Genomic DNA, 25,463 nt, shown 5'->3' with positions numbered 1-25,463 from the left:
GGTAAGATAATGTTCATGTTCAGTAAATGTTGGTGTATCATAAGCGAATAATTAATTTTACTGAATATACATGGCAGAAAAATCTCACACTAAAAATGCATTCATAAAATTTGTCTTCTTAATCGTTGGCCTATTTCTCTCTGCCTGGTTTTTTAAACTTACAAATGAAAAGCAAAATTTAAATGCCAGAGCAGGGATTCGAAAACAACTCGAACAATCGGCCGCACAAATAAATTCTGAGTTAAGTGTATCAACTGAAGTCCTTTACTCTCTTTCAAACCTATTAATTACATTCCCCGATTTAAATGCATCACAATTTGATCAATTCACTAGAAATTTAAGCACAAGAAAAGATTCTATCCTAATGGTTGAATGGCAACCAAGAGTTTTGGCCTCTGAGAGACAGGCCTTTATCAAGGATGTCATTTCTAAGGGTGTTAAAGATTTTAGACTTGTTGAACCTGATAAAAATGGAAAATTAATTGATGCAAAAAAAAGGCCCGAGCACTATCCAGTTCTTTACGGGATAACGACTAGAGGACACAAGCTCTCCATAGGTCTCGATCTCGCCTGGTCACCAGAGCGAATGCAATCAAAGTTCGAGTCAAGGGATGCTGGTGCACCTATGGCCTCTAATACATTTCCAGTTATGCACTCTAACACCACTGAAAACTCCGCCCCTGGTTTTGCGATCACCCTTCCCGTGTATAAATTGGGAGTTATTCCCAAAACTCTTGAGCAAAGAAAAGAATTATTAAGAGGCTATCTTGCCTCAGTCATTTATCTCGATGATTTCTTATCTCAACTCAGAAAAGAAATTAAAAGAAATCAATTGGAAATAGAAATTACTGATCTTGCGACTGACGAGCGCATAACAAAAAAAATATTACATAAAGATGACAATCTAAGTGAGATCAAAATCATTGATGTCTACGGTCAAAAATGGAAGCTTGAAGTATTTGCGACAGATTTATTTCTTGCTAGTTATGTGGATATTCCGCAGTATTTCTTTCCTGTCGCCCTCTTTATCTTTACGATAGTTCTGTTTTTCTTTCTTTGGCACAATGAGCGACAAAACAATGAACTGCTAAAGACAAGATCAGAACTGCAAAATGCCCTCATTAAAGCAAATGTTGCCACAGATTCTAAAACGATCTTCTTGGCCAATATGAGTCACGAAATCCGCACTCCCATGAATGCGATTTTAGGATATGCTAACTTAATTAAAAATGAATCTCGCGAGTACACAAGACTTGAGTACATTGAAAGAATGGAAAAAAGTGGTAAGCATCTTTTAAAAATCCTCGAAGATATATTACATGTCTCTAGCCATGAGATAAGTAAGATTCAATTGAAAAAAGATAATTTCAAACTTAAAGAACTAATCTCAGATGTGACGAACATCATGATGACAAAATTTACTAAATCAAATGTTAAGTTTGAATGCTCTATGATAGGTGAAGAGTTAAACTTATATGGCGACCCACTCAGACTAAGACAGATTCTCATAAATCTTTTAAATAACGCATACAAATTCACAAATGAAGGCTTTATCATTCTTACCTGTGAATCAACTAAGGATGAGCGTGGTCAAAACCTTGTGACCTTCACAGTAAAAGATAGCGGAATAGGAATCGATGAAAAATTTATTTCTCATATATTCAATCCTTTTAGCCAGGAGAATGAAACCTATCGCCGAAACCAAGGAGGAGTTGGTCTAGGACTCTCTATTGTCTACAATATTGTTGAGATGATGGGTGGAAAAATTGAGATCAATTCAAAAAAAGGTGAAGGAACGACATTTACACTCAACATTCCTTTTGAAGATGCAAAAGTCAAAAGTGTAGAGACACGCTCAACAACTGAAGCAAAGATAAGTCTTGATAACTTATTAACTGGTAAAAAAATCCTTGCGGCAGAAGATGATGAAGATGCGAGATTTCTTATTGATCACTATTTAAAAGACCATCAACTTGAAATCGACTATGCAAAAAATGGAATCGAACTCTTAGAAAAATTCAAAGAAAAAAGCTACGACTTAATTCTTACAGATATTCAAATGCCCGAGTTAGATGGAATTAGCGCTCTGAAAACTTTGCGTGAAGATGGGGTGACAACTCCTATTGTAATTATGAGTGCTCACGCCTTACCTGAAGAGCACGAACAAGGAATTAAAGCTGGGGCAAATGACTTTATCACGAAGCCAATAAACAAAAAGAAATTGATTACGGCCATAAGAAAGTATCTCGAAGCGTAAAAATTGAATTAAAATTTTTGTGCAATATCTTGAAGCTTATATTTTTTAAGTTCATCTATAAACTGACGATTGGCCTTCTTTAAAATTGACTTCAATTTACATGATGGACTCAACAAACACTTATTAGATTCACTATTAAAGCATTCTACGAGTTCAAACTCTTCAAAATTTAAAACGATTTCACCAACACTTTTTTGGAGGGTGTGAGGATTAAGGGAAACTCCGCCTGTGGGACCAGTTGAAGAGTGAACATAATTAAGTTCAGATAATCTATTCACCACAACACTAAGGTGATTTTTTTTAATATCATAAAACTCAGCAATTTCTTTAATCGTTGCCTTGTCCTTATTCTGTAAAAAAATCAAAACTCTAAGGGCGTAATCTGTCTTCGATGTTAATTTCATTCAAAATCCAATAATTGTTTTTCAAATAATTTATAACACAACTGGTTAAACATGTGAAGATCTACCCCCATTATAGATTAAGATAAGTAGAATCTTCACTGCGCTTAATATTTTGAGACAAACGGGTCACTCAAAATAGACCTTGAAGGAACACCTGCAAGAAAAATCGTTTGCTTCAAGCTCTTTACAATAACAGGATCACCACAGATCATGACAATCGTATTTGAAGCTTCAAAGTTAAATTTTTTAACAAATTCAACGATATCCCCCTTGATAAATCCTTCTCTCTCATCACCTTTTAAAAAAAGAGGATAGTAATCAAACGAATGATTCTTTTGTTCTAATTCTTTTAGGCGCTCACAATAGTAAAGGCCATCAAATGTAAAACTGCCATGAATGAGATTGATTTTTTCAACGATACTCGATTCAAGCGCATCTTGAACAACACCATAAAGTGGAGCAAGACCAGTCCCAACTCCTATTAGTAAAAGATTTTTCCCTTTCATCTCAGTTGTGAGACTACATTCACCATTGGCCTCAGATATTTTGATTTTTTCATTGATTAATTGTTCATCATAAAACCAATTTGACAGTATACCATTGGGCACTTTTCTAATATGAAGCTCAAGCTCTGAATCACCTGTACGGCCAGCGATTGAATATGAACGGCAATGACCATCACCTCTAACGATATTTATAAATTGCCCGGCCGTAAAAGAGAAATCCTGTAGAGGTCGAACTTTTACCACCACAACTGAATCCGAAACTCTTTTCTGATCGACAATAATTGCATCGATGAATAGAGTATTGGCATCTGGTGAAAAGACCTCCATCCTATCAGCAACCTGCTGCTGACATGATAGAAATAAACCCGCTTTCTTTTTTGAATCACTCAATCCTTTTTGTGATTTTCCTTCAATTTCTGACGTTGTTTTAAGAATGCAGGAATGGCAAACTCCACTTTTACAAGAATTCGTAACAGAAACACCAAGACGTAAGAGACAGTCTAAGACCGTCTCTCCTTCTTTCGAAACAAATTCTTTGCCTTCAAAAGTAATAGTCCCCATTTGGTCTATCCTTCTTTGCCTAAAACTTGTCCTCTTACACTTTCTGCAATGGCAGCAACTTCACCAATCAAGTTATCACCAACACCCAATTCTTTTAAAGTTCCACCGAGTAGTTCAATAACAACATCTACGTGAGAATCATTCATTCCCTTATCGACAAGTCTGGCATGGGCATCTTTCATATTTAGACCTGAATATTTATTTGGGCCACCAAAGGCAAAGGTCAAAAAGGCCTTTTGCTTATTGATCTGTTCATCCATGTCCACGTCTGTGAAAAAGTCTTTAATGCGATCGTCTTGTAGCACTTTGCGATAAAAAATATCCACCGCAGCATCAACAGCGCCTTCACCACCTAATTGTTCAAATAGTGTGCTCATATAATCTCCTTTCTTAATTAATATATTTTATATATATTAATTATAAAATGAAAGCAACAAGCTTTTGACCACAATAAGTGGGGCAAATTTAAATGAGATGAAATTTCAGAGATTTTTTCAGAAATAACTGAGATAAGACCACTGTAAACACTTTGTTTTACAGTGATCTTATATTGTGTCTTTAATGCTTTTTGATAATTTCGTAGTATCTTTTTTGAGGATTTCTATTTAGTTGATCTGTGACTTCCTCAATCATAAAATTGTCTTGAGCAAGCTTCTTTTCCTTTTTTCTAAATAAGAAGAACTTCTTTCTATCTTCTAACCTCTCCACAACCTCATCACTAAAAAGAGTTTTGTCATAAGGGATTTTGATTGTCGTATACTTTCCAATTTGTAACTTCTTCGTTTCTTCCTCAGAATGAAACGGATTAAATTCTTTATCCACCTTCTTATAAACCACGATCAGATTGATATTTTTCTGATCTTCTGAAAGTTCTAAGTCTAGAGGTTTAACAGAAAAATCTTGTCTGCTAAGTTCTATAATTTTAGGTCCACCACCAAAGTCCCCTCCAGCGATTGCTGTGGCACTAAAAATTAGCAGAAGATTAATTATAAGTGTCTTCATTGTTCTTCCTTGTAAGAGTATCAGTCGTCATATAAGTGAAAACTCTTTTCCCATTAACGGGATCTCTATATTTTTTTGCTAGTTCCGCTTTTTTAATAAAGGCCTCTTTATCTATTCTAAGCCATTCTTGATAAACACTGTCTGGTAGACAATCAACATAAAGAGCTAGGAAGTTCTCACCATTAACTTCTGAGTTCACTGGCTTAGAATATTTTTTAGAAAGAAGCACTCCTGCACTCTTGATAACTTCAGTATCAAAGTGCAATCTTTCTTTTCCAAGAGAGATCTGTCCATTGCTTTCATACTTAATCGCATTTAGCTTATACATGCGCTCAAGAGTATGAAGACCATGCTCTCCAAATTTGTAGACAATATAGTCTTTTGAAATATTTCCGGCATCAATAAGAAAGTAGATTTCAGAAAAGACTTTGTCAGTAAGAACTTCCCTTTTAATCTCTGCAGAGTAATTGATATCATCAGGCAAAATTGTCGCCTTATTCTTTAAAAGAACTTCTCGTACAACTCTTGGAACCAGTGATAATAATTTTTCTGGATGGGTCTCCCCATATATGACTCTATAGAGCTTGATCAAAGTGATATGCCCTGGGGTATTTTCTTTGCGACAAAGGCGCTGAATTGTCTTTAAATGGACATCACTTCTTCTCGATAAGTTCTTCTGTCCGAGAGCATAATCCTTGAAATTGGATAGATAATTATTCAAGTCGCTTTCGACCTGGTCCTTTAAGTCCCTGTTTTTGCATGTGCTTAAAATATCATTATCCATATTTTTGATATTTCTCACTGAATATTATTTTGAGCAATATTACCTGTAACTATTTCCTGAAGAATCTGTTCAGCAAAGACAAAGGCCAAGATATGTCCAAGAAGGCCCCTATTTCAGAGAAAATGGGGACATTTGTCTTTCAAAATATTTCGATTAAATCGCATTTCTTTAAAAGTCGTCTTTGCTTGGCCATATTCATTGAAAATTAACCAACACCCTTATTAAGGAGATCGAAATGAAAAAGATTTTTATCGCACTTGCAATTACTGTAGCTTCATTGGCAAACGCTAAAACTGTTAACTACGATGTTTATCAAACAGCTAAAACTGTTGAGTCTTCTTCATCAGTGAACTTGAACTACTTTGATTTTAAAATTCAAAATGCTGTAGTTTCTAAGACAACTATCGTTAGACCATGTGGTCATTCAGGTCCAGTTAGAGATAGAGAGCAACCAGGTCTTTGCTCTACATCAGAAGTTAAAACTGTAAAAGTTGCGACAGTACTATTTAGCTACAAACCTTTTGGTGTTGCTGATCGTGATGGTGAAGTAACTAATGGAAAGCAAACTTTCTTCGTAAGCTTTAATATCGAACTTTCACAACTAAGTGACGAAGACATCGCGACGCTAAAGTCTGGAAATAGAAGTGCAAGAAAAGCTCTTGCAAAAGAATTAGTAGACGTTATGGTTTCAAGATACAGAAACAACCACACAATCACTATTTCGACAAAGTAATAAAAACACTAAGTGCTATTATTCAAATTTACATTTGGATGATAGCACCTAGTTCACTTAATTATTTTTTGATTTTTTCAAGTTCTTCAATTTTATCAAAACTATTAGAGACCATTGTTCCAGACGTCGCCGTCCAATTGCCCATCATACCTTTTTGACCTTCAATTTTTGTAATCCACTTCCAAGTTAAGCTTTCAGTATCAAACATACCTACATTTAAAAAAACCGGTTGCTTTGCATCGTATTCTTTTTCTCCACCAGAGATGAGGGCCAATGCAAAATTGTGATTGCCTAGCTTATTCGTTACTTGTGAAATAAAATCTCTGATTTGTGGATTCTTATGCAACTGCTCTACTGCACTTGTATTGTCTAACGACTTAACAATTTTCATATAAGCATCTTTACCTAAGTTCTGTGTGATCTTTTCAATCACAGGCCCTGCTGGAATAACCTTATCCTTGCCGTATAGACTTCCCCAACTTGAAACAAGAGACATATTTACGCTCTTTGCTCCCTCACTGACAACACCATTAAAGTCTGTTGTTGGGAAAATGATTACTTTATTAACAGGTGTTGTAATATCTGGTCTATGATAGACAACATTTGGCCTTGGACCAAGTAGTCCACATGATGCAAAGAAAGTTGAAATCAAAACGAGTGACAATAATTTTCCCATATATCCTCCATAATATATTGAGAGCAGTACGAAATTGTAGCTGCATTTATTCCTGCTGAAATGAATCTCCCCAATTCTAAGGGCTACAATAATTTTTCAATACTTAAGTTTTTATTAATTGAATCTTTCCAAACTACGGAGAGATTAAGTCAACATTACTTTTTCTTAATGTATGCTTCTAAGAAAAAATACCGATAAGAAATCAATGAAGAAAATAATCATATTTATTCTATTCTTATACTCCTGTATTTCATTAGCAGATTGCCGTGGTTGTTGCTCAGGCCATGGTGGAGTTATTTGCCAAGATAACATCACAATGTGTAGAGATGGCTCATCACTATCGAAGCGCTGTGAGAACAAAGGCTGTAACAAGTGTCCAGTTTCAACAGAAGCTCAATATTCACGAAAGCTCTTCAAACATTGGATAGATGAAGATAAAGACTGCCAAAATACACGACATGAAGTGCTTATTGCAAAAAGCTTAATACCTCCCACTTTTAAAACAGTAAAAAAATGTGTCGTTCAATTTGGAAAATGGTTTGACCCCTATTCCGGAAAAACTTTCACAGATGCGAAAGAACTCGACATAGATCATATCATTCCACTCAAATATGCATTTCAAAATGGTGCAAAAAAATGGACGACTGAAAAAAGAGAAGCGTTTGCCAATGATACAGAAAATTTAATTCCTGTATGGAATAAACTTAATAGGGCCAAAGGTTATCAAGGCCCAGATCAATGGCTCCCGCCAAATTCAGAATATCACTGCGACTATTTTAAAAAATGGAAATATATAGAGAACAAATATCAGATAATCTCGCCAACGCGTAACATGGCCTCCATTGATAAAAAACTCGAATCATGTAAATAAATACAAATAATTTCAAAAACTTAGATCCTCACAAAATTCAATACAAAACCTATAGATTCTACAATCCCCCAAGCATTTTTTTTAAATTCAAGTATCCTGTTGCCAATGAATTATCATTTACGATTTGTCCTATTCACGCTGTTAAAACTCACGCTTTGTACATCTGCAAACGCGATCAATTGTTTTGACGAGATCTCACAAAATTTTTCTAAGCAAATTAATATTGCGAACTTCGGGGCCTCACTAGAATTTGAACTATTGCTCAAGAAATCAATTCTTCGTGTAAATGAGAATCTAGGCCCTCTAAAAGTTCCAACTGAATATCAAATAGAATTAGAAGCTGCTATTGAACACACCCAAAATGGAAATGGCCCAAACAATATGATGGGCGTTATTAAAACGGCAGAATTTTACTCTGTCGTAAACAAACAGGGTAAGCTCGTTAAAACTAATCCTAGTTTCACCCATGCCATTGGTGTTCATGAGTATGGCCATGAAGTATTTGCGGTAAATATTGGCCAGTATATCACTCACCCAGAGCTTAAAAAGGCCTATGACATAAGGGATAAATTTGTTTATCACAGGGATAGAATCTATAAGCTTAGAACAAAGATTTCAAGACTACGAAGATCTGGGGTTGAGGATAGTAGAATTAAAAAATCAAAATTTCATCACAATCTTCAAGAGTCCAGTGCCCTTTTAAATCCTATTATGCAAGAATATAATGCTATTGAATTAAAAAGCATAACAACACCCTTTGATGAACTTTTTGCTGACTTCATTGCAGTGATTGGGACAAATGACCCCAAAGCAATTCATAGGGCCTCAGGAAATAGTAGTTCTAAAAAGGGGCGAGATTTTACTTCAAATCTTCCTATACACAATTGGCAGGAAGAATCAGTTCACAGAATGTACGGCCCAGTAAGATCATTCTTATGGAGCCGATATATGAATAATCCAAGCTACAAAGAACATCTAGGCCTTGTTGCCGAGGGTTTAATAAAGGCCATTGCTAAAGAAATAGATGAAATCCTCTTAGAGGGATTAACTTTGACAAGTTCACAAAGAAATATCAGATTAATTGAAAAAATCATTCATGAGATTGAATAAAGATCATTTATCGTAATTTAAAACGGCACTCACAGGGAAGATTATTATAGAGACCCAGTAACAGGGGGAATTGTTTCAACTGAAGTTCGTCTAAAGCGCATGAGAAAATGCTGTAAAGATGGCCGTCGCCATTGCCCGTGGGGCTACAAAAAGAGAAGCTAGGACATTAATTTTAAAAGCAAGTATTTTGCTAAATATGACTTAATAAAATCATCTACATTTGACCCTACTTAATAAAACTTCGGCCTCTTTTTGAGATTAAATATTTGTGAATCCAATCACCGGCCCATTTGAAATGTCGGTAAAAGGGCCTATCGTTAATGAGGTCAAATTTAGTTATTTGATTCAATCGTATCGCATGGAGTGTAGGTTCTCATTCGCGCACCAATAGTCCCTCCCCCCACTCGTCTAAATTTTTCCCAATAAGAATTTGGATTTTGATATAGAAGGCCATTGGATTTATAGAGGCCATCCTTGCCTTTGAGAAGTTCGGCCAATATATCAAAACTGCATCGGATATTATTTCTGTGATCAAGAAGGTCTTCTAAACGACAATTTTCTCCACGCCACTTTCTATCAGCAACATCTTTTTCCATCTGTAAAAGCCCTACGAGCCCATTGTGATCCATCCACCTGTGTTCTCCACATTTAGACTCATCCCAGGCCATTGAGGCAATAATCCAGACCCAGTAGTGCTCTTTTTCATTCTGATTAAACTCAGGCCATCGCTTACAAACACTCGTCATAGCAAGAAGATCATTTTGATAAAAAAGCGAATCTATTCCTTCTTCTTGCAACCTCTCTACGACAAACTCTCCCCACTCTCCATAGTTGCCTTCTTTATCAATAAAATTATTGCATCTGCCGCGAGTACCGCCACTTGAAAAAAGCTTATCAGTAATCCCAAGAAGATCATCTTGGTTATCTTCATAATTTTCATTTGCATATGAAGTATTCATGAATAGAAAAAGGAAAAGAATAATTGTTTGCAGCATTATCTAAGGCCCAGTAACTTAAAATTTACTTCCGTCCTATCAAAAAATTAATGACATGAAAAAATGAAGTTCTTAATCCCTATAGGGATTACATGATAATTAAAAAATTTTTGAATGATCTAAGATGAGCATAGCATAATTTTTATTTGGATTGAGCTGAATCTCATTAGGCCTGAGCGTATTCATCCATCTTAAAAAAAATCAAGAATTCTTGAAGTATGAAATAGTGAAACTTAGTTTTTGTTTTTTACATAAACTAAGAGAAAAGGTGCTTAGATTTATTTGCTATAAGATTTACCAAGATGATTTTAGAAGAAGACGACTTATGAAATAACTTGATTAATAAAATATGCAAAGTTTAGGAGAAAATTATGAAACATTTGTTTTTTGCAGTAATCATTTCGGCCTCATTTAATGTCTTTTCCTCAGACAGCAGCGTAAAAGAAGCTGATTGGGTTATTGAAACGGGAACAATGTTAATTAAAGGTCAAGCTGCGGTAGATTTATATAATAGCTTAGACGCTAATTATACTTTAGATCCACTATCAACAAACTGGGACCAATACAGAACAAAAGAGAATGCCTTTGCAAAATGCAGTGCTAGCTTTTACCGTATTGATCAAGCTGATGGAGATACTGAGTGGATTATGCAAAACGATGCAAAATGCCAGATAACAGCGCCAGTTGAAACTGTCCTTAAACAGTAGGAATATTTCGATCTAGGTCACTGATCTATTTATCAAAGAGGTTCCAACAGACTTTTGCGTAAAAAGATGTTGGAACTTAATTGTTACTTTTTTCATAATCTAAGTAGAAATCAACAACATCTTGTGCAATATCATTTGCAGCACTGTCTTCGCAGCAATTTGAATTAATGAGCATGCCATAACTCTTATCAAGTCCCACCATGGCGTAGGCGAAATTATAACCATTTGAACCAGAATGTGCGAGAAAGGCGCCGGCCCATTTACAAGAGTTCTTCCCCCAGCCACCGTAAGTATAGTCGTCAAGGTTTTCTGTAAATATAAGTTTTCGAATGTGAGGTCTTAGATAATTGCGATTTTCACCATATCCCATAATGAATAATATGAACTTTGCCCAGTCTTCTTGAGTACAGCTTATTACACCAGCTGGCGAATATGCCATTGGATTGTCGGAGAACACAATTTTTGGGTCTTTAGGAATGTATTGTCCGTCTTCAAAATCATGTCCCCATGCCGTCGCAGAATTGCCTTCTTTTCCTGCTGGTCCAAACGAGCAAGAAGTCATACCAAAAGGTTTGAAAAGTTTTTCAGTGATAGCGTCTTCAAAAGGTTTTTGTTCAACATTTTCAATAATATGACCTAATAGAGTGTACCCAACGTTACTATACTCATAGACTTCGCCTGCGGGAGCAATTCTCTCTACTTGATTTAAATACTTCACCATAAGTATTCTGCCTTGCGCGGGAGTTAGATCATCAGAATACATTTTTTCTCTAACGCTTTCGTCGAGGCCATAAACGATTCCAGCAGAGTGCGATAAGAGATGCTTAATTTTAATATCAGAAAATTTATTCGCCTCAAGCTCAGGTATATATGTTGTGATGGAATCCTCAATGTCGAGCTTTCCTTCATCCATCATCTTTAATATGAGAGTGGCCGTAAATGCCTTAGCACATGAACCTAAATGAAATGAGTCTTGAGAAGTAATGGGATCACTCTTATCTATTCGTCTAACACCTTTTGCTGAGTGTAAGATGACTTTATCATTTGCAATGATCATTACAGACATTGCAGGGATTTTGTGTTTTTTTACTATTTCAGATAATTTTTTGTCGAAGTCATTTATTGTCATTATACGTATTGAAAAGTTGAATTAGCCCCAGCTTCAACAAAACTTTTTATCTCACGAGATAATTTTTTAGTTTCATTAACTTTAAGTGTTGGAACTTCGACAATCTGCTCAATTAATGTGAGGTACTGTCTGATTTTAGCAGAATGCTTCCCAAGTACGGTGAGATACTTCAGCAACTGATCTACAGTAAATTTATTAATCTTATAATTAGTAATTTCAGAAATACGACTTGTGGGAATCCCCGTTAAGTCACTCAAGTTTTTTGCTAACATTTTCTTTTCAAGAGAAAATTGAACAAAGTGCTTACATAGTCCCATCTTCACTTTATCTTCAACTGATAAAGATGCTTTATTTGTCACATGAGTTAATTTACTTTTATTTTTCTTTGCATTTGAAATTCTTTTTAAAATGTCTTCATTTGAATAACTCATATTACCACCCTGAATATAATGTAATCGTATGGATCTCGTCTTCTTTGTCATAATGTGTATCAAAAATCATGACAAATACTTTTCCAAAAAACTTCCCCTTTACAGGACAGTCAATTTTCACACTGAACAGAGATCGTTTTCCACTATAATCATCTGGAATTATCATTTCTCCGTCAAGAAGCATGATGAAATCCTCAATATCCTTAACTTTAAAATTAGTCCTCTTTCATAATCTGGCTTCTTTTTAGCCATTATAACTCCTATCGACAGACATCTACCACAAAATTACAAAATTTTGTAATTTTTCGATACACACACAAAATATTAAGCACTTAACAATAGCGCTTACTAAATTTTGTAATTCATATCCTTTACTCATCTCAGAGACTATTTTATAAGAAAATGTGAACTTTAGAAATTTAAGATTTCTTAACAGAGTCTAGTAACTCTTGAGGAGATTTGCGTCATGGCATCTGATTCAAAAAAAGTTAAAACCAGTATTATACTTTGGTCTCAAATTCACTTCTAAGAATTGACTTCACAGACATATCCAAATATTCACCAGCATTTTGCTTATAATGCTTTCTCATAATACCTTCGTGAGTCATGCCCGCTTTTTCCATAACCTTGCCGCTAGGGATGTTTTTCGTTTTATGCTCTGCCCATATTTTATTAACGTTCTCAAAAGAAAATCCGTATTTGATAATCTCTTTCAAGGCTTCGGTGCAATAGCCTTTTCCCCAAAAATCAAAACCTACCCAGTAGCCGACATAGCCTCTATCATGCGTCTCATTGAAGCCAATATTTATACAACCAATTAGCTCTAAAGATTCCTTTAAGCGAATAGCGAAAATATGATTATTATGCTCTTCTTTCTGTTTATCATGGCCCTTTATCCAATCTACTGCCATGTGGGGCTCATAAGGATAAGGAATTGAAGCAGTCATTTCGACAACTCTAACGTCTCCGGCCATTTTTGCAACGAGTTTAGCTTCTTCAATCCTAAAAGAATTTAAAATAAGTCTTTCCGTATTTACTCTCATAACTCAACACCATGTAAGAAGGCTCAGGTACCTATTTAATAACTATTCTCAATTTTAATAGAAACGAGCTCCATAGACAATTCATAATGAGAATAATTGTCGGTAAATTATCCTTTTGGATAATGATGGGGATTTCAATTTTCTTACCTTACAAAATCTGGAATTTTATGAAATGGTTAAAAATTTTTCCATCACAAAGACATGACAAGAAAAATCAAAAAGCTATTGGTGCTTAATTGGATTTTTAAATTTAATACAAGATGAGTAAAAGGCCATAGGCAGAGCTATTAAAAATATCGCATCTCGTGAAAGCAAATCGAAAAAATACCATAGAGCAAACTGGGGTAATAAAAAATATAACAACCACAAACAAAATGATGAGATCGAAAATCCATGACGAACAAGAATCATTTTCTTTGTGCGAATTAGATAAGAATTCATCCAAGCGATAGTCATAATCATAAAACAAGATATGAAGAACAACCTAAAGTGATCTTCTTCTCTAAAAAAAGTAAAATATACCGAACTTCCAAAAATAATAATTAATAAATGAACTAAGAACTTCTTTCTTTCAAATTTTGCTGTAAAAGGTCTCGTTTCATCTTTTAAATTATCAAGGTATTTTTCAGGATTAGAAGCAAATCTCCAACACGAAGATTTCTGAAAATCCTCTAATACAGACTCAAAACTCGGCCCAACAACTTTGCAATCCGTATTTAAAATGACACCATCGTTATCCTTAGCAAAGTTTATAACCATATTTATAAGATCTTTTATATTCGACTCTCTAATATCTACTCGAAAGCTCGCATAACGACAAAGACCTTCTTGTCTATACAGTGACACGTCAGTCTTCTCAGTATCTCCCCAATAAAGAGTATCTGGACCACCCCAATGTTTCTTTTTCTTCAAAAGTTTATCTACTGAACCTGTCTCAATGACATCTGCCTTCCATCCCTTAACTGAGCCTAGAAACGAATCATCACTTGAAGAAATCATCTCTTCATTAGACTCGAAGTCTGCTTTTGAAATTACATTTAATTCATATTGCCAAATTGCCAAGAAAACTCCAGTGTGCAAAGCTCTAGCGAACAAATTGTTATCTAGATTATATTAGTTAATATCCTAGTTCATGAAATTAAACTCTGACTGAGGTTCCAAGCTAAATGATGAGTCAAACTCATTGCCTATGTAAAAAGATGTTAAAGCCTAATACTGACCCTTGAACCCAACTTAAAATAACACCTATCCTTTAACCTTAAGGTTTCAACAGACTTTTACGTATGCACTGATAAAATGCGCTGTTTACGTAAAAAGGTGTTGGAACTTAATCTCATTCAATAAGAACTATGTTTTTGAGTTAATTGGAAAAATACCTTTGGCAACAACAACGACAAGTGCAAACACATTACCAAGACTTATTGTTATAACTGTATTCAAGACAGAGGAATTCAAATTAAAATGAATATAATTCTGTCCATTCAAAATAATTAAAATAAATGTTGCAATTGACCAACCAATTGCAAAATACATAATTCTATTTGCATACAGCTTACGAAGAGCAATAACACTCTCCAGTTCATCATTTCTTAAATTTTCCCTCCGCAATAAAGCAATCTTTGAATCATACTCAATCTTAAAAACTTCTTCCTCCGATAGAGAAGATCTTTCAGAATTCATAGAGTTTTTTAATTTTTTTATTGAAGAAGAAATTAGTTTCTTCTTATTCCTAGGACTCACCAAGGACCTTCTCGAAATAAGATTTGATCAAACTATTCTCGATAAGTGCATAACGAGAATTCTTTCCTTCCGACTCCCAAACGACACTCCATGGAGTGCCTTCCTCATGCGTTAAATCAGAAATGTCCATCCCATCCATATCTGATAGAGATTCATAAACTGCATCTAAAATTTCAGAATCATCAGCATCAATCTCTTCGCCATAACTCAACACATCAGGAAGTTTTGTAATTCTTCGATTTCCATAAATTTTTAATACTTGATAAAGATCTTTGAACACAGGACCGTACTTCCAAGCTTGGACAACCTCATCAACAAGTGGTTGGTTGTCTATTGCTAGTTTATATCCATGAGCAAAATAACAAAGCTTCATAACTTGTATCGGAGTTAAGTATTTTTTTTCATCAATAGATCTATTTAAAAAGTAAATTGCGATATCTAAAACTGAATACATTTAAACCAAGCTTATTTTTTATTATTAGATTTTTTAGCATTATCTCTAATTTTTTTGATAGACATTTTAATACGCAATTTTACATCATTTTTCTTAACTTTGTCAGGAAAATGTTTTTTCAATGATTTATTGCTCAAGACCCAAATCTTTTCCATCTTGCCTGTAGGTCCTAGTTTTAAACCTTTACAAATAATTAAACCTCTTTTCTCCAGTACTGAATAATGCTTATTCAAATGAACATAAAATCGCCACCCTCTCAATACTGCATGATGATATCCTTTCCTTACATCCTTTTTAAAAAAGCTATCAATTAGCTCATTCGCAGTAGCCGCACCAGCTTTGGCCAATGCACGCAATATCAACTTTTCCTTGTCTTCCTGTTTTAACACTTTATCCATAAAAAATGATCTCTATTTAATACACGCTTAGCTTTTCGTAAGCTGTAAAAATTCTTTTAATCAAGTTTTCTAAATCTTTTCGCCCAATTCTCAAATCCTCTATTATAATCAACCGAACAATTAAAACAAATACAGAAGTTCCAACACCTTTTTTCGTAAGCGCTGAATGAAATGCACTTCTTACGTAAAAAGGTGTTGGAGCTTATTTGGTGATTTTCTTTTCATTTACATTTCATCCAAGTATTTTTTTGTTAGTAACGTGGTTTGAATATGGTTGACCGTCAGTTGAATCAAAGTCTTTAAGTCTGAAATATCCTTGTTTTCCCACTTTCTAGTATAGTGGGTTTCATCATTACCCAACCATGCGGCTCTTTTTGCACATTGTTTTGTCGGTTCATTATCAATAAATTCATTTATACATTGCCCAAGCAACTTCGCTCTAATTTCTATTTCTTTTCCAGGGTTTTCAATTATAGCAAAATCTTTGATAAGAAATTCCAGCGACTTTCTATAAGTCGGCCCAGAAGCATGGTTGTAACCATGACTTTCGCATGCCACTGCTTGATTATAAATTTCTGAAAAAGAAGGTGAAATTTCATCTATTTCATGCGGCCAATCTATGTTTTTAGGTAATGAGGGTATTACAAAAGAAAGTTGATGGGTATATTTGTGACGATGTTGACTTGGATCATAACGGTAGTTGTAAACTGCAATGAATGGTTTCTGACAATTATCCCTCCTACAAACATACGTCAAAAACAAAGCATTTTTACGATCATATTGTGGATGTGCCGGAAGTGTATAAGTTGCATGATCAGGTGTTAGTGACATCGAATGCTTACAATATGGGCAGTGATCGATTGAATCTGAATAATACATTGTCATTGCACTACCCTTAGAATGATATGCCTGAACATTTTTTAAAACTGTATTTGACATAAAAAAATCCTTATAAATCTACTTCATTCATAGTAATATTTTCGCCCAGCACTGAACACTGAAAACAAAATTTACTTTGTAAAAAAACAAAAAAGCTCCTACAGAATTTTGCGTAAGCGCTGAATTCAACACACTACTCACATAAGTATTTCATGGAACTTAAATAAATACTTAAAAAATTTAATATCGAACAAAATATAGAGCAATAGCAGGATGAACTCCGACCTGCAACTCTAAATTAAAATCATATTTTTTACCTTCAATATCAGATTCACGACACTTAAAGTATTTTTTTCCATCGCTTCCAATATTAAAAATAAATGAGTAGTTAAATAACTCTTTTGCAACATTCAATGGATCCCGCTCCCTTAATTTGTCTTTAATGATATCTAATAATTCATATCCATAAATATTTGACACCCCCTTCTGAGAGACAGAATCAAGCACAGAAATAATACTATCAATTTCATTGTTACTATAAGCGCATGCCAACTCATTTCGAACCTCACTTATAGTCTCTTCAAAAAAATCACTTAATGCCCTATTTACGTCATATTTTTTCACAGGGATTTCAAAATCATGACGACCTAAAGCTCTTAAAATTAAAATTAAATCTCTTGGCCTATAAAATGTATGATCAAGTAAATATTTAAAAGCGACCTTATTCCCATCAAAACTCCCCTCATCAATCAATGCACTCCATGGGTCTAATTCATTTAAATCTAATGATCTTTTTTTAAAGGCAATTTTGATTCTTTCATTCACTAATTTGAGCAAATTAATCGGATTACCTTTTCCACCTTCATACCAATTCAACCATATACCGTAGCTACTAATAATCTTAGCAGTATCCGCGCCCCCACGATCTTTTATGAATTGAGCGATATCATCTCTTAAAAGTAAAATCACTTTAATATTAGGATAAATTCTTCCAAGAATCCTATTATTAATATCTCTCGTTACCCTTATTAAATTTGTCAAAGACTCCATATTATTTTCATCATTAATACTAAATTTTATATCTAAGTCATCCATAAAAAGCGCATAAGTATTTTGAGTTGAATTATACTTTGAAAACAACTGCTTTATTATATCCTCTAGAACCTCAATCAATTCATAGAAGGGAGCAGGTTTTCTAAAAATCTCGGAAGAATTCTTATAACCAACTCCAAGGTATCTCCTAAGATATTCTGGCTCAATTTTTATTTCTTCTGAGCTTTTAATTGACTCTAACTTTGTGTTATCTATTTCAATCATCTTCCGATTCTTATTGAAAAATTTTACTAACAATTGAACTTCTTCTGTTCCATTAAGGCTTTCATCTTGAACTATTAGAGAAATTAGCTTCGTATAAATTATCCATTTAAACAAAACCTCATGATTAATATTTGCATCAATTGACTCTAGTTTAGTTACTATTTTTTCTAACTCGATGTCACTTCGGGTAATGAAATCACAGAACAACTCCGCATCTTGACTTGATTTCAATGTCAAAAAATTAGCATATGCACTTTTACCAGACCCTTTCCTTCCAATTAATAAAAAAGATTCTCTCCCAAGTTTCTCAAATACATCAAATGGATCAAAGAATACTTCTTCTAACTTTATCTCTGAATTCAATACAACTTCTCCCTCTGATTCAGGACAACCAAATTGCATTCCCTTTGTCGTATATCGTTTCCCATCAAACTTCTTTATAAATTTATTAAACATAAAATTTCCCCAAAGACATACTCGTGAGCTATAAATAAAATCAAATAATAAGAAATAATCAAAAAGGTTCTAACATACATTTACGTAAGCGCTGAATAAAATGTACTACTCAACTAGAAAGCTGTTGAAACTGAATCATTACAAACTTTTATTCGGATAATTGATTCATAATTATTAATCAAGTTTTCTTAACCTCCCCCTCCCAATCCCCAAAACCTCTGCTATAATCAACCTCACAACCAAAACAAAAGATTTCTTAATATGCCCGAACTACCCGACCTAAAGATTAACAACAAATAATCCTCATTAAATTCAGCGAATTATCAGTATTAAAGGCGTTCTTCGCACTTTGTCTTCTTCACTCTATTTCAATAAACTTCACGTTGTTTCACATCTTCGGTGGGATTGGTGGGATTTGAATGATCTGCTCTTCGGTAAATCTCTTCTTCATTGCCTGGTACACCTTCGTGGCTTTTGACATAGCCTGCATCAGATTGCAAATTCCCTAGCTAACTTGGGGAATCACCCAGAATATTAAGTAAACAATGAGTCAAATGCACTGCTTATGCTTCTTATAGAAAATGAAGCTGGTTGAGGCAAGAACGAAAGAAAAGACTAATCAATAAAGTCTGACTCAAAAGGGATATTGTATTTCTTTGAAATATTATATGCTATCTTGTGTGCATTTTTACCATAAGGACTTGATGGCATAAATTGATTACATGGTGGATCAATCCATTGCCCTTCAAACTCTTTTAAGCCTAATAGTTCAATTTTTAATTTTTTATTTTTATCTAAATCAATTATAAGAGTAGTTGAATTTCCATTTTTTAAGTGAATTTTTTTTATGCTATTTTTGTTGATACTAAATGGTTTATAGGTAAAAAAAGAAGATTTTTTGACTAAAAGATCATCTGTTCCTAAACACAATTCCATCAATAAATTATTTAAATAATAAACTGAAAATAAAACATAAGATGGAAGGATGAAAAAAAAGAAAAAATAAAATGATCTTTTTTCATATTTATCAACAGGAACATCTATTCCCTCATTCTTTATTACTATCAATGTCATTAAAAGAAGTCCAACGAAACTTATTTTAATTAGCTTAATCCAGATATTTCCTTTTACTACACTCATACTAAATCCACCTTTACTCGTCGAAATTTCATGACAAATATTTTCTACATATCTGCCATACCTGGAGCTGGCTCAGCATACCCATTTTCTCTAGTATATCCATTGGTCTCTCTATAAATTTTCACTTCACTATACCTATCTGCAGCCAATGACAAACCAATATCAGTTGACATATAACTCATACCAATACCTACGTCTTTGGCGAAAGCATTAAATGAGTAACCTAATGCCGCACTGAAGGTGGTCGTTACACCTCCACCTATACCAGCAACGAATGATTGAACAATATCAACTCTGCCAGTAAAACCGACTTGTCCGACAAGGTTTCCAGTAAAACCAAAAATACTCCCGATAGCCCCTTGAGCAGCAATGGCACCAGTTCCAGTTAAACCTGCAACAAGGGATGCTCCACTACCAATAAATGCACCTGTCGTCATACCGACCATTATACCGCTGTAAAGAATTGAGTTTGTAGCCATGGCGACTATTCCACCAGATATGGCCCCAATACCTCCTCCAAGAGCTGTCCCAATTGCCATTACAGGAAGTGCAATATGCCCACTCGAATCAACAAAATTCAGCGGCTCACCTTTCGCATAACGAAATGGAGAAATCCTCCCTTCCATCATCAATAAAGCTTTTGGATTCAAGTAAATAATCGGATCCAGAGATGCCCATTCTCTAATCTGTGGCAAATACAACCGAGTCTTTGAATGAAGAACTTGGGCCTCATTATCAGTATACTCTAAATAGGGATTTTTATGAAGTCCAGCAAAAGCAAGAGTTATCTGATGATCAAGAATTCTCCCAATTTCCTCATTAAGAATAATTGTTTCAAATGAGCCGAATTTAGAATATTTTCTTATAAAAATTGGTTCTAGGTTCTTATCGAGAACACCAACAAGAGATCCTAGCGAATCTGTCAAAGCGTAATAATAAGAGACATCTCCATTTTCATTTTTAATTACGATCCCCTTAACATCATTATTAATTTTAATATAATGAACAGAAGAACCTCCAATTAAAAAATCATTATCCGTTATCCTAACAAAACACTCTTCATCATCTCCGGTGTTAGAAACCTTACAAGAGGAACGAAACTCACCCAAAGCATTAAAGTTGTTTTCAACAACACTACCATCTGCCCTTGTAAATTGAGTTGGGTTAATCAAATCCCACTTAATGTTTAAATTAAGAATTTTATCAACATGGCCTTTTTTATTTCGATTAAATTGAGATGCTCTTATCGACCTATCCTTTTCAGTGTCCCAACTTCCAACACCTTTTACAAAATATGAAATGCTCTTAACTTTCTTTGAGTCATCATAAAAGTTATCCTTATACGATATGATTAGATCATTGTTTTTTTGTACTACTTTTTCATGAATTCTGTTTGTCAACTTTCCCTTGATCTCTGTAACGTCTCCAAGATATGAAGAATTAATTGAAAAAATGCTCGTACTGTCTTCATATCTTATATCGTCAAAAAATGGTTTAACCGACTCGAGCTGACCATATATAGGATCTAATTTCTCAGTAGAAAAAGAAAAGTCGACATTAAGTCCTGAATAATCAATATGACTTATATCGAGCGAACTTCCTCTATATTTGTGATTGAATAACAATTCATCATTAACACTTACTTCTTTGACTCGCTTAAATGAATCGTACTCATTAGAGATAGCATATCCTTTAAATGCAAGGCTTTTCAACAAATCCTTCTCATATTGAAATTCTTCATTAGCAACAGCATTTCCAACGCCTTCAATCTTTTTAACATTACCATTACTATCAAAATTAACTTTTCCAAAATTAGTAACAAGGGATCTTTTTGCTAGATCATAGAAATAATCATAGCGAATGTTTTCATACTTATTATCACATCCAAAAACTGAAAGATTAACATCTACCTGAATATTTGTTTTTGATTTTTCTCTTTTAACCAATGCTCTCTTTTTTTCAAGCCCATACCCAGAACTCAAGCATTCAACATAGTAATAAAATTCATCTATGTTACTATAGGTTAAGATTCCAACAGACTTTTACGTAAGCGTTGAATTAAATACACTGCTTACGTAAGAAAGTGCTGGAACTTGTATCTCTAAGTGGAAAAGAAATTTGGCTTTTTATAAAAAATTAAGCGTCGAGTGCTTGGTGATAAAGACTATTTTTAGCGGGGGTATTATCCCTGTCGAACTTCTCTCTCAGACTATGAAGGGCTGCCTTGGCCACTTCTACCAAGAACTCATCATTAAATTCACCATAATGAATGGCCGATACGACATCAAGAAACATCCCCTCTTTAGTTCGATACTTTGGCATAACGAGAATATGTCTCATAACGTCAGGACTGAGAGACAAATCTTTTCCAATAGCATCAACAACATATAACAAGCTCAAAAGGCGCTTTCCAAACTTGTTGTCTTTAACTTCAGCAAAAGGCTTTTCAATATTCATTGAGAGAGTTGTTGGCGTAACTCCCAAGTAAGAAGAGAGCACTTTCTTTTTGCACTTCAACTTATCTGCTAAATTGTCTACAATAGTTTTTGTTAATAGTTGTTGCATAGGTGCTCCTAAACATTTTACCTATCGGCAATCCTAGCATGTTATTTAGGTTTTTCATGCCATTTTCTTTAAATCATAGCATATTTTTAGATTTTATGGAGGTTTTTATCTAAATGGCAGTATTGTAAGTCTCTAATATTACATGAGGGATAATGGACGAAGTAAGGTCACGTAGATTTATTAAGCAATATCATAGCTTTAGCCGAACTGATCAGGGCCACATTGATAAGGCCATACAACGTATTTTACAGGACCCAACACTGAATGCATACAAAAGGTATTACCTAACACCTTATAGACAGGAACATCCATCCAATGCTCAACACACTCTATTTTTTGAAGAAATACAGGGGCAAAATATAGTATTTTTTGTTTGGCTTAATGATTACCAATGCCTTCATGATACTACAAAACCCCACAAACAAGATCCATGCCTAGTCGAGTTTACTAGGCTTCGTCAAAACGGAGAACTAGAGACTTTCGACAAAGATTATCACCTTGGTAAACTCACAGCTCTCCCAAAACCTTCATCACCATATTATGTCAAATTTGAAGTAATCGATTATGAGATACACTTTCACATTTTGTCAGATGGAACAGACTTCTACACAATGGGAGTTGGATATCATGACAACCAAAGTGATGATGATATTAATCTGACCATGCATTCGTTTAAGTTGTTTTTGGATAGGTTTGCAGAACACTTAAATGCTAATCAACAAACCTTTGAGTTTCGACTAGAACCAAATGCCTTAAACCAGGAAATGATCAATATACTAACTGACACTCATGACAATACAGAGTGGCAAGTCGATCAAGACAATGAGTTTTTTTATCTAAGATTAATTTGAACGAGCGTCAGCGCTACGCTAAAATTCAAAGAGCTAAACAATATAACAAAGAGGTATCCCATTCCAGAGCTCCCGGAGGCATAATCACGAACTTCTAGAATATCTTTAAAATCAACAGACTAGCGATAAACACTGGCCTTTCACGCTCTCTATCTTTTCATCTTACTTCATTTGAATTCACGATAATTCATGAATATGCCAGCTCGGCTGGCATGGGCTGGCAAGATTTTTAACTATTTAAAAAGGTATCAAATGAACTTAAAACTACTTCCATCAATCACATTTAAAATCGTTTTAGTGGCCCTCGCCTACTTCATTGACTTTGCTTGGCCTCTCCTAAGACCAATCTTGTGCCTTTATTTGATTTGGCTTGGGACAAAAATTGCAAGTCTTGTGATGTAATCTAAAAAGGGGGTCCCTAAAATCTGAGAGTTCCTTTTACAAAAAACATTCCTTCCTCGTATCCAGTTTATACTTACCAAGAAAGAAATTTTGTTCGATAGCATTTAAAAGAAAGTACCTATTAAGTTAGTTAAGATACAAATAAGAATGCAGAAAATATACAAGCGAATATTGAATCTAGTAGTACGTTCAGAAGAAAAAAATCAGTTCAAGTCGTAGTTAATACATATAACTTTACGATTAATTCGTTTAGATTTTTCTCCTATTAAATTTTTCCTAAAACCTTTTTTGCATTATCTTTGCAGGCCATGTCACTTGGTTTACTTTCAATTGCCCTTAGAACTTCTTTCAATTTTGACTTATTCTTCCTTAATTGAGCTTGTAAGTTCTCAATGTCTTTTATCTTCACATTAATAACCTTAACCAGTTTGTCATGTTCCCAGTTCGAAGCATCAGCAGGAAGTATTTGCTTAATTTCATCTAACGAAAAACCTGCTTGCTTTGCATTAACAATGACTTTCAAAAGAATCACGGCATCTTCAGTATAAATTCTATAACCATTTGATTTACGAGTAACTGATTTTAATAAACCTCTCGATTCATAATATCTAATAGCAGAAGGTGCTAATTCACACTTGCTTGCTAGTTCACCTATCTTCATATCTATTCCTTTGTTATCCAAATATCAACTTCGAAAACTTTAGTTTCCAACTTGTGTATGGAGCGTATTTTATACTTGGTTCGAACCATAACTGCTTTTTTAAGATGGACTTTTGATGACTAAATGACAAAAAACCATGTTTCCCGTGATAATTTCCCATACCACTCTGTCCAACCCCTCCAAAAGGGAGATAGTTATTTGTAAAGTGCATAACAACATCGTTTATCGCACCACCTCCAAATGAAACTTCATTTAAAATTTTATCTTGAATTCGTTTATCACTTGTAAAGAGATATAATGCTAATGGCCTAGGTCCTCTTTTTACTTCATTAATAGCATTGTCTATTTCAGAGAACTTCAAAACTGGTAAAATAGGCCCAAAGATTTCTTCTTGCATACATACATCACCCCAATTTACATCCTTAAGAATTGTTGGTGAAATATAACTTTCTTTTTCATCTAAATCCCCGCCATAAAAAATCTTAGCAGGATCAATTAAATTTTTAAGACGATTGAAGTTTTTGTTATTTATAATCCGAATAAAACTTTCACTTTCTTTAGGGGTGGGACCAACTACTAATTGAGTTTGTATTTTAAGTTCTTCAAGAAATTCATTATAAACACTATCGTGGACATATAGATAATCTGGAGCAATACATGTTTGACCAGAGTTGATAAATTTACCCCAAGCAATTCTTTTGGCCGCTAACTTCAAATTTGTATCAGGAAAAACAAAGCAAGGACTTTTTCCACCTAGCTCTAGGAGTGTTGGGGTCAATGTTTGAGCTGCCGCCGTAGCAATAATTTTTCCTACTTGTGTGCTTCCAGTGAAACAAATCTTGCCATATGAATATTTCAGTAGTTCTGTCGTAAGTTCAACACTTCCTTTCATCACATGTAAGTAGGACGAGTCGAAGTTTTGATTTATTATTTTTTCTAAGACATTTGATGTTGTACTTGGTAATTCACTAGGCTTCAAAATAGCGGCATTACCAGCGGCAAGAGCTGCAACGGCAGGGTTTAAAACAAGCTGATAAGGGTAATTCCAAGCTCCAATAATTAATGTCGTTCCAAGTGGTTCATGAATAATTTTACTACTTGCAGGAAAATTGGCGATTCCAGTCTTAACTCTAACTGGCTTGGCCCATTTTTTTAAATTCTTAACGGCAAAATCAATTTCATGATACACAACAGATAACTCTGTTAGATAAGTTTCAAATGCAGATTTTTTTACATCTTTATATATTGCTTCATTCAATTCTTGCTCATTTTCTTTTAATACTTTCTTAAGCTTTAAAAGCAGTTGAATTCTGAATGAAACATTTTTTGAATCACCTTTATCTGCAAATTCTCTTTGTTTTTCAACAATTTCTTTGACTCCTTCCATACAT

General features: G+C 34.3%; 29 protein-coding genes and 1 pseudogene. 8 read left to right on the top strand and 22 right to left on the bottom strand.

What is annotated here, in order from left to right; genetic code table 11:
• Positions 1-70: 70 nt before the first annotated feature.
• Positions 71-2,257: an ATP-binding protein gene (locus tag M899_RS17955; protein WP_021272141.1), complete on the top strand. Its 2,187-nt coding sequence runs from the start codon at positions 71-73 to the stop codon at positions 2,255-2,257.
• Positions 2,258-2,265: 8 nt separating this feature from the next.
• Here the strand turns inward: M899_RS17955 and M899_RS14080 are convergent, their stop codons facing one another.
• The 5 genes from M899_RS14080 to M899_RS14060 all read right to left on the bottom strand — a co-directional run bounded on the left by M899_RS14080 (position 2,266) and on the right by M899_RS14060 (position 5,451).
• Positions 2,266-2,661 (bottom strand): RrF2 family transcriptional regulator, encoded by a 396-nt coding sequence (locus tag M899_RS14080; RefSeq protein WP_021272231.1) that lies wholly within the window; start codon positions 2,659-2,661, stop codon positions 2,266-2,268.
• 104 nt (positions 2,662-2,765) lie between these two features.
• Positions 2,766-3,728, bottom strand: coding sequence for a 2Fe-2S iron-sulfur cluster-binding protein (locus M899_RS14075; protein ID WP_021272164.1), 963 nt, complete (start codon positions 3,726-3,728; stop codon positions 2,766-2,768).
• A gap of 5 nt (positions 3,729-3,733) precedes the next feature.
• Complete coding sequence (locus tag M899_RS14070; RefSeq protein ID WP_021272233.1) at positions 3,734-4,105, bottom strand: group I truncated hemoglobin; 372 nt, start codon at positions 4,103-4,105, stop codon at positions 3,734-3,736.
• Between the two features lie 181 nt (positions 4,106-4,286).
• Positions 4,287-4,730 (bottom strand): hypothetical protein, encoded by a 444-nt coding sequence (locus M899_RS14065; RefSeq protein ID WP_021272167.1) that lies wholly within the window; start codon positions 4,728-4,730, stop codon positions 4,287-4,289.
• On the bottom strand, positions 4,711-5,451 hold the full coding sequence (locus tag M899_RS14060; protein ID WP_021272126.1) for a hypothetical protein: 741 nt from the start codon (positions 5,449-5,451) through the stop codon (positions 4,711-4,713). The genes M899_RS14065 and M899_RS14060 overlap by 20 nt, the downstream gene beginning before the upstream one ends.
• Before the next feature lie 298 nt (positions 5,452-5,749).
• On the opposite strand from M899_RS14060, the gene M899_RS14055 reads away from it, so the two are divergent.
• A complete protein-coding gene (locus M899_RS14055; RefSeq protein ID WP_021272102.1) occupies positions 5,750-6,247 on the top strand; it encodes a hypothetical protein in 498 nt (165 codons plus the stop codon).
• 61 nt (positions 6,248-6,308) lie between these two features.
• Here M899_RS14055 and M899_RS14050 read toward each other — a convergent pair whose 3' ends face one another.
• Positions 6,309-6,923, bottom strand: a complete 615-nt coding sequence (locus M899_RS14050) for a hypothetical protein (RefSeq protein ID WP_021272208.1) — start codon at positions 6,921-6,923, stop codon at positions 6,309-6,311.
• Between the two features lie 205 nt (positions 6,924-7,128).
• Between M899_RS14050 and M899_RS14045 the strand changes: the two genes are divergently transcribed.
• The 3 genes and pseudogenes from M899_RS14045 to M899_RS18800 form a co-directional block, all read left to right on the top strand.
• A complete protein-coding gene (locus M899_RS14045) occupies positions 7,129-7,794 on the top strand; it encodes an HNH endonuclease family protein (RefSeq protein WP_196801776.1) in 666 nt (221 codons plus the stop codon).
• Positions 7,795-7,899: 105 nt separating this feature from the next.
• Positions 7,900-8,904: a hypothetical protein gene (locus M899_RS14040; RefSeq protein WP_021272202.1), complete on the top strand. Its 1,005-nt coding sequence runs from the start codon at positions 7,900-7,902 to the stop codon at positions 8,902-8,904.
• A 42-nt stretch (positions 8,905-8,946) separates the two neighbouring features.
• Positions 8,947-9,066 (top strand): annotated as a pseudogene (locus M899_RS18800) (DUF5522 domain-containing protein); the annotation flags it as partial.
• A gap of 170 nt (positions 9,067-9,236) precedes the next feature.
• On the opposite strand, the gene M899_RS14035 reads toward M899_RS18800, so the two are convergent.
• A complete protein-coding gene (locus M899_RS14035; RefSeq protein ID WP_155897223.1) occupies positions 9,237-9,863 on the bottom strand; it encodes a hypothetical protein in 627 nt (208 codons plus the stop codon).
• Positions 9,864-10,270: 407 nt separating this feature from the next.
• Between M899_RS14035 and M899_RS14030 the strand changes: the two genes are divergently transcribed.
• Complete coding sequence (locus M899_RS14030; RefSeq protein WP_021272243.1) at positions 10,271-10,606, top strand: hypothetical protein; 336 nt, start codon at positions 10,271-10,273, stop codon at positions 10,604-10,606.
• Positions 10,607-10,682: 76 nt separating this feature from the next.
• Here the strand turns inward: M899_RS14030 and M899_RS14025 are convergent, their stop codons facing one another.
• From M899_RS14025 to M899_RS13965, 13 genes are all read right to left on the bottom strand, one after another.
• A complete protein-coding gene (locus M899_RS14025) occupies positions 10,683-11,735 on the bottom strand; it encodes a serine hydrolase domain-containing protein (protein WP_021272136.1) in 1,053 nt (350 codons plus the stop codon).
• A complete protein-coding gene (locus M899_RS14020; protein WP_021272250.1) occupies positions 11,735-12,166 on the bottom strand; it encodes an XRE family transcriptional regulator in 432 nt (143 codons plus the stop codon). The genes M899_RS14025 and M899_RS14020 overlap by 1 nt, the downstream gene beginning before the upstream one ends.
• 1 nt (position 12,167) lies before the next feature.
• Positions 12,168-12,350: a hypothetical protein gene (locus M899_RS14015; protein ID WP_021272189.1), complete on the bottom strand. Its 183-nt coding sequence runs from the start codon at positions 12,348-12,350 to the stop codon at positions 12,168-12,170.
• Positions 12,351-12,666: 316 nt separating this feature from the next.
• Positions 12,667-13,209: a GNAT family N-acetyltransferase gene (locus tag M899_RS14010; protein WP_021272103.1), complete on the bottom strand. Its 543-nt coding sequence runs from the start codon at positions 13,207-13,209 to the stop codon at positions 12,667-12,669.
• 222 nt (positions 13,210-13,431) lie between these two features.
• Positions 13,432-14,271: a hypothetical protein gene (locus M899_RS14005; RefSeq protein WP_021272216.1), complete on the bottom strand. Its 840-nt coding sequence runs from the start codon at positions 14,269-14,271 to the stop codon at positions 13,432-13,434.
• A gap of 285 nt (positions 14,272-14,556) precedes the next feature.
• Complete coding sequence (locus tag M899_RS14000; protein ID WP_155897221.1) at positions 14,557-14,889, bottom strand: hypothetical protein; 333 nt, start codon at positions 14,887-14,889, stop codon at positions 14,557-14,559.
• Between the two features lie 49 nt (positions 14,890-14,938).
• The gene (locus tag M899_RS13995) at positions 14,939-15,403 is read right to left on the bottom strand and encodes a Panacea domain-containing protein (RefSeq protein ID WP_021272138.1); all 465 of its coding nucleotides are present in this window, start codon (positions 15,401-15,403) and stop codon (positions 14,939-14,941) included.
• 11 nt (positions 15,404-15,414) lie between these two features.
• A complete protein-coding gene (locus M899_RS13990) occupies positions 15,415-15,801 on the bottom strand; it encodes a hypothetical protein (protein WP_021272228.1) in 387 nt (128 codons plus the stop codon).
• Between the two features lie 225 nt (positions 15,802-16,026).
• Positions 16,027-16,740 (bottom strand): DUF4145 domain-containing protein, encoded by a 714-nt coding sequence (locus tag M899_RS13985; RefSeq protein WP_021272134.1) that lies wholly within the window; start codon positions 16,738-16,740, stop codon positions 16,027-16,029.
• A 180-nt stretch (positions 16,741-16,920) separates the two neighbouring features.
• Positions 16,921-18,453 (bottom strand): P-loop ATPase, Sll1717 family, encoded by a 1,533-nt coding sequence (locus M899_RS13980; RefSeq protein ID WP_021272215.1) that lies wholly within the window; start codon positions 18,451-18,453, stop codon positions 16,921-16,923.
• A gap of 615 nt (positions 18,454-19,068) precedes the next feature.
• Positions 19,069-19,593: a hypothetical protein gene (locus M899_RS13975; protein WP_021272116.1), complete on the bottom strand. Its 525-nt coding sequence runs from the start codon at positions 19,591-19,593 to the stop codon at positions 19,069-19,071.
• 44 nt (positions 19,594-19,637) lie between these two features.
• Complete coding sequence (locus M899_RS13970; RefSeq protein WP_021272249.1) at positions 19,638-21,575, bottom strand: RHS repeat domain-containing protein; 1,938 nt, start codon at positions 21,573-21,575, stop codon at positions 19,638-19,640.
• 154 nt (positions 21,576-21,729) lie between these two features.
• Positions 21,730-22,158: a hypothetical protein gene (locus tag M899_RS13965; RefSeq protein WP_021272174.1), complete on the bottom strand. Its 429-nt coding sequence runs from the start codon at positions 22,156-22,158 to the stop codon at positions 21,730-21,732.
• Between the two features lie 152 nt (positions 22,159-22,310).
• Here M899_RS13965 and M899_RS13960 point away from each other — a divergent pair, with 152 nt between their 5' ends.
• Together M899_RS13960 and M899_RS18445 are read left to right on the top strand one after the other, a co-directional pair.
• Entirely contained in the window at positions 22,311-23,009 is a 699-nt protein-coding gene (locus tag M899_RS13960) for a hypothetical protein (protein WP_021272095.1), read from the top strand.
• Between the two features lie 252 nt (positions 23,010-23,261).
• A complete protein-coding gene (locus M899_RS18445) occupies positions 23,262-23,411 on the top strand; it encodes a hypothetical protein (RefSeq protein ID WP_021272247.1) in 150 nt (49 codons plus the stop codon).
• A 265-nt stretch (positions 23,412-23,676) separates the two neighbouring features.
• Here the strand turns inward: M899_RS18445 and M899_RS13955 are convergent, their stop codons facing one another.
• Together M899_RS13955 and M899_RS13950 are read right to left on the bottom strand one after the other, a co-directional pair.
• Positions 23,677-24,072 carry a MerR family transcriptional regulator gene (locus M899_RS13955; RefSeq protein ID WP_021272114.1) on the bottom strand — a complete coding sequence of 132 codons (396 nt, stop codon included), beginning with the start codon at positions 24,070-24,072 and terminating at the stop codon, positions 23,677-23,679.
• 13 nt (positions 24,073-24,085) lie between these two features.
• Positions 24,086-25,459, bottom strand: a complete 1,374-nt coding sequence (locus M899_RS13950; RefSeq protein WP_021272186.1) for an aldehyde dehydrogenase family protein — start codon at positions 25,457-25,459, stop codon at positions 24,086-24,088.
• Positions 25,460-25,463 lie beyond the last annotated feature (4 nt).

It is taken from the genome of Bacteriovorax sp. BSW11_IV (assembly GCF_000447755.1).
Taxonomy (GTDB): Bacteria; Bdellovibrionota; Bacteriovoracia; order Bacteriovoracales; family Bacteriovoracaceae; genus BSW11-IV.
This window is presented reverse-complemented; position numbering and strand designations above follow the sequence as displayed.

Excerpts from the sequence above, each read along its gene's own strand:
- M899_RS17955 (WP_021272141.1), top strand. The coding sequence starts at position 71 with ATGGCAGAAAAATCTCACACTAAAAATGCATTCATAAAATTTGTCTTC.
- M899_RS14080 (WP_021272231.1), bottom strand. The coding sequence starts at position 2,661 with ATGAAATTAACATCGAAGACAGATTACGCCCTTAGAGTTTTGATTTTT.
- M899_RS14075 (WP_021272164.1), bottom strand. The coding sequence starts at position 3,728 with ATGGGGACTATTACTTTTGAAGGCAAAGAATTTGTTTCGAAAGAAGGA.
- M899_RS14070 (WP_021272233.1), bottom strand. The coding sequence starts at position 4,105 with ATGAGCACACTATTTGAACAATTAGGTGGTGAAGGCGCTGTTGATGCT.
- M899_RS14065 (WP_021272167.1), bottom strand. The coding sequence starts at position 4,730 with ATGAAGACACTTATAATTAATCTTCTGCTAATTTTTAGTGCCACAGCA.
- M899_RS14055 (WP_021272102.1), top strand. The coding sequence starts at position 5,750 with ATGAAAAAGATTTTTATCGCACTTGCAATTACTGTAGCTTCATTGGCA.
- M899_RS14050 (WP_021272208.1), bottom strand. The coding sequence starts at position 6,923 with ATGGGAAAATTATTGTCACTCGTTTTGATTTCAACTTTCTTTGCATCA.
- M899_RS14045 (WP_196801776.1), top strand. The coding sequence starts at position 7,129 with ATGAAGAAAATAATCATATTTATTCTATTCTTATACTCCTGTATTTCA.
- M899_RS14040 (WP_021272202.1), top strand. The coding sequence starts at position 7,900 with ATGAATTATCATTTACGATTTGTCCTATTCACGCTGTTAAAACTCACG.
- M899_RS14035 (WP_155897223.1), bottom strand. The coding sequence starts at position 9,863 with ATGAATACTTCATATGCAAATGAAAATTATGAAGATAACCAAGATGAT.
- M899_RS14030 (WP_021272243.1), top strand. The coding sequence starts at position 10,271 with ATGAAACATTTGTTTTTTGCAGTAATCATTTCGGCCTCATTTAATGTC.
- M899_RS14025 (WP_021272136.1), bottom strand. The coding sequence starts at position 11,735 with ATGACAATAAATGACTTCGACAAAAAATTATCTGAAATAGTAAAAAAA.
- M899_RS14020 (WP_021272250.1), bottom strand. The coding sequence starts at position 12,166 with ATGAGTTATTCAAATGAAGACATTTTAAAAAGAATTTCAAATGCAAAG.
- M899_RS14015 (WP_021272189.1), bottom strand. The coding sequence starts at position 12,350 with ATGCTTCTTGACGGAGAAATGATAATTCCAGATGATTATAGTGGAAAA.
- M899_RS14010 (WP_021272103.1), bottom strand. The coding sequence starts at position 13,209 with ATGAGAGTAAATACGGAAAGACTTATTTTAAATTCTTTTAGGATTGAA.
- M899_RS14000 (WP_155897221.1), bottom strand. The coding sequence starts at position 14,889 with ATGAATTCTGAAAGATCTTCTCTATCGGAGGAAGAAGTTTTTAAGATT.
- M899_RS13995 (WP_021272138.1), bottom strand. The coding sequence starts at position 15,403 with ATGTATTCAGTTTTAGATATCGCAATTTACTTTTTAAATAGATCTATT.
- M899_RS13990 (WP_021272228.1), bottom strand. The coding sequence starts at position 15,801 with ATGGATAAAGTGTTAAAACAGGAAGACAAGGAAAAGTTGATATTGCGT.
- M899_RS13985 (WP_021272134.1), bottom strand. The coding sequence starts at position 16,740 with ATGTCAAATACAGTTTTAAAAAATGTTCAGGCATATCATTCTAAGGGT.
- M899_RS13980 (WP_021272215.1), bottom strand. The coding sequence starts at position 18,453 with ATGTTTAATAAATTTATAAAGAAGTTTGATGGGAAACGATATACGACA.
- M899_RS13975 (WP_021272116.1), bottom strand. The coding sequence starts at position 19,593 with ATGAGTGTAGTAAAAGGAAATATCTGGATTAAGCTAATTAAAATAAGT.
- M899_RS13965 (WP_021272174.1), bottom strand. The coding sequence starts at position 22,158 with ATGCAACAACTATTAACAAAAACTATTGTAGACAATTTAGCAGATAAG.
- M899_RS13960 (WP_021272095.1), top strand. The coding sequence starts at position 22,311 with ATGGACGAAGTAAGGTCACGTAGATTTATTAAGCAATATCATAGCTTT.
- M899_RS18445 (WP_021272247.1), top strand. The coding sequence starts at position 23,262 with ATGAACTTAAAACTACTTCCATCAATCACATTTAAAATCGTTTTAGTG.
- M899_RS13955 (WP_021272114.1), bottom strand. The coding sequence starts at position 24,072 with ATGAAGATAGGTGAACTAGCAAGCAAGTGTGAATTAGCACCTTCTGCT.
- M899_RS13950 (WP_021272186.1), bottom strand. The coding sequence starts at position 25,459 with ATGGAAGGAGTCAAAGAAATTGTTGAAAAACAAAGAGAATTTGCAGAT.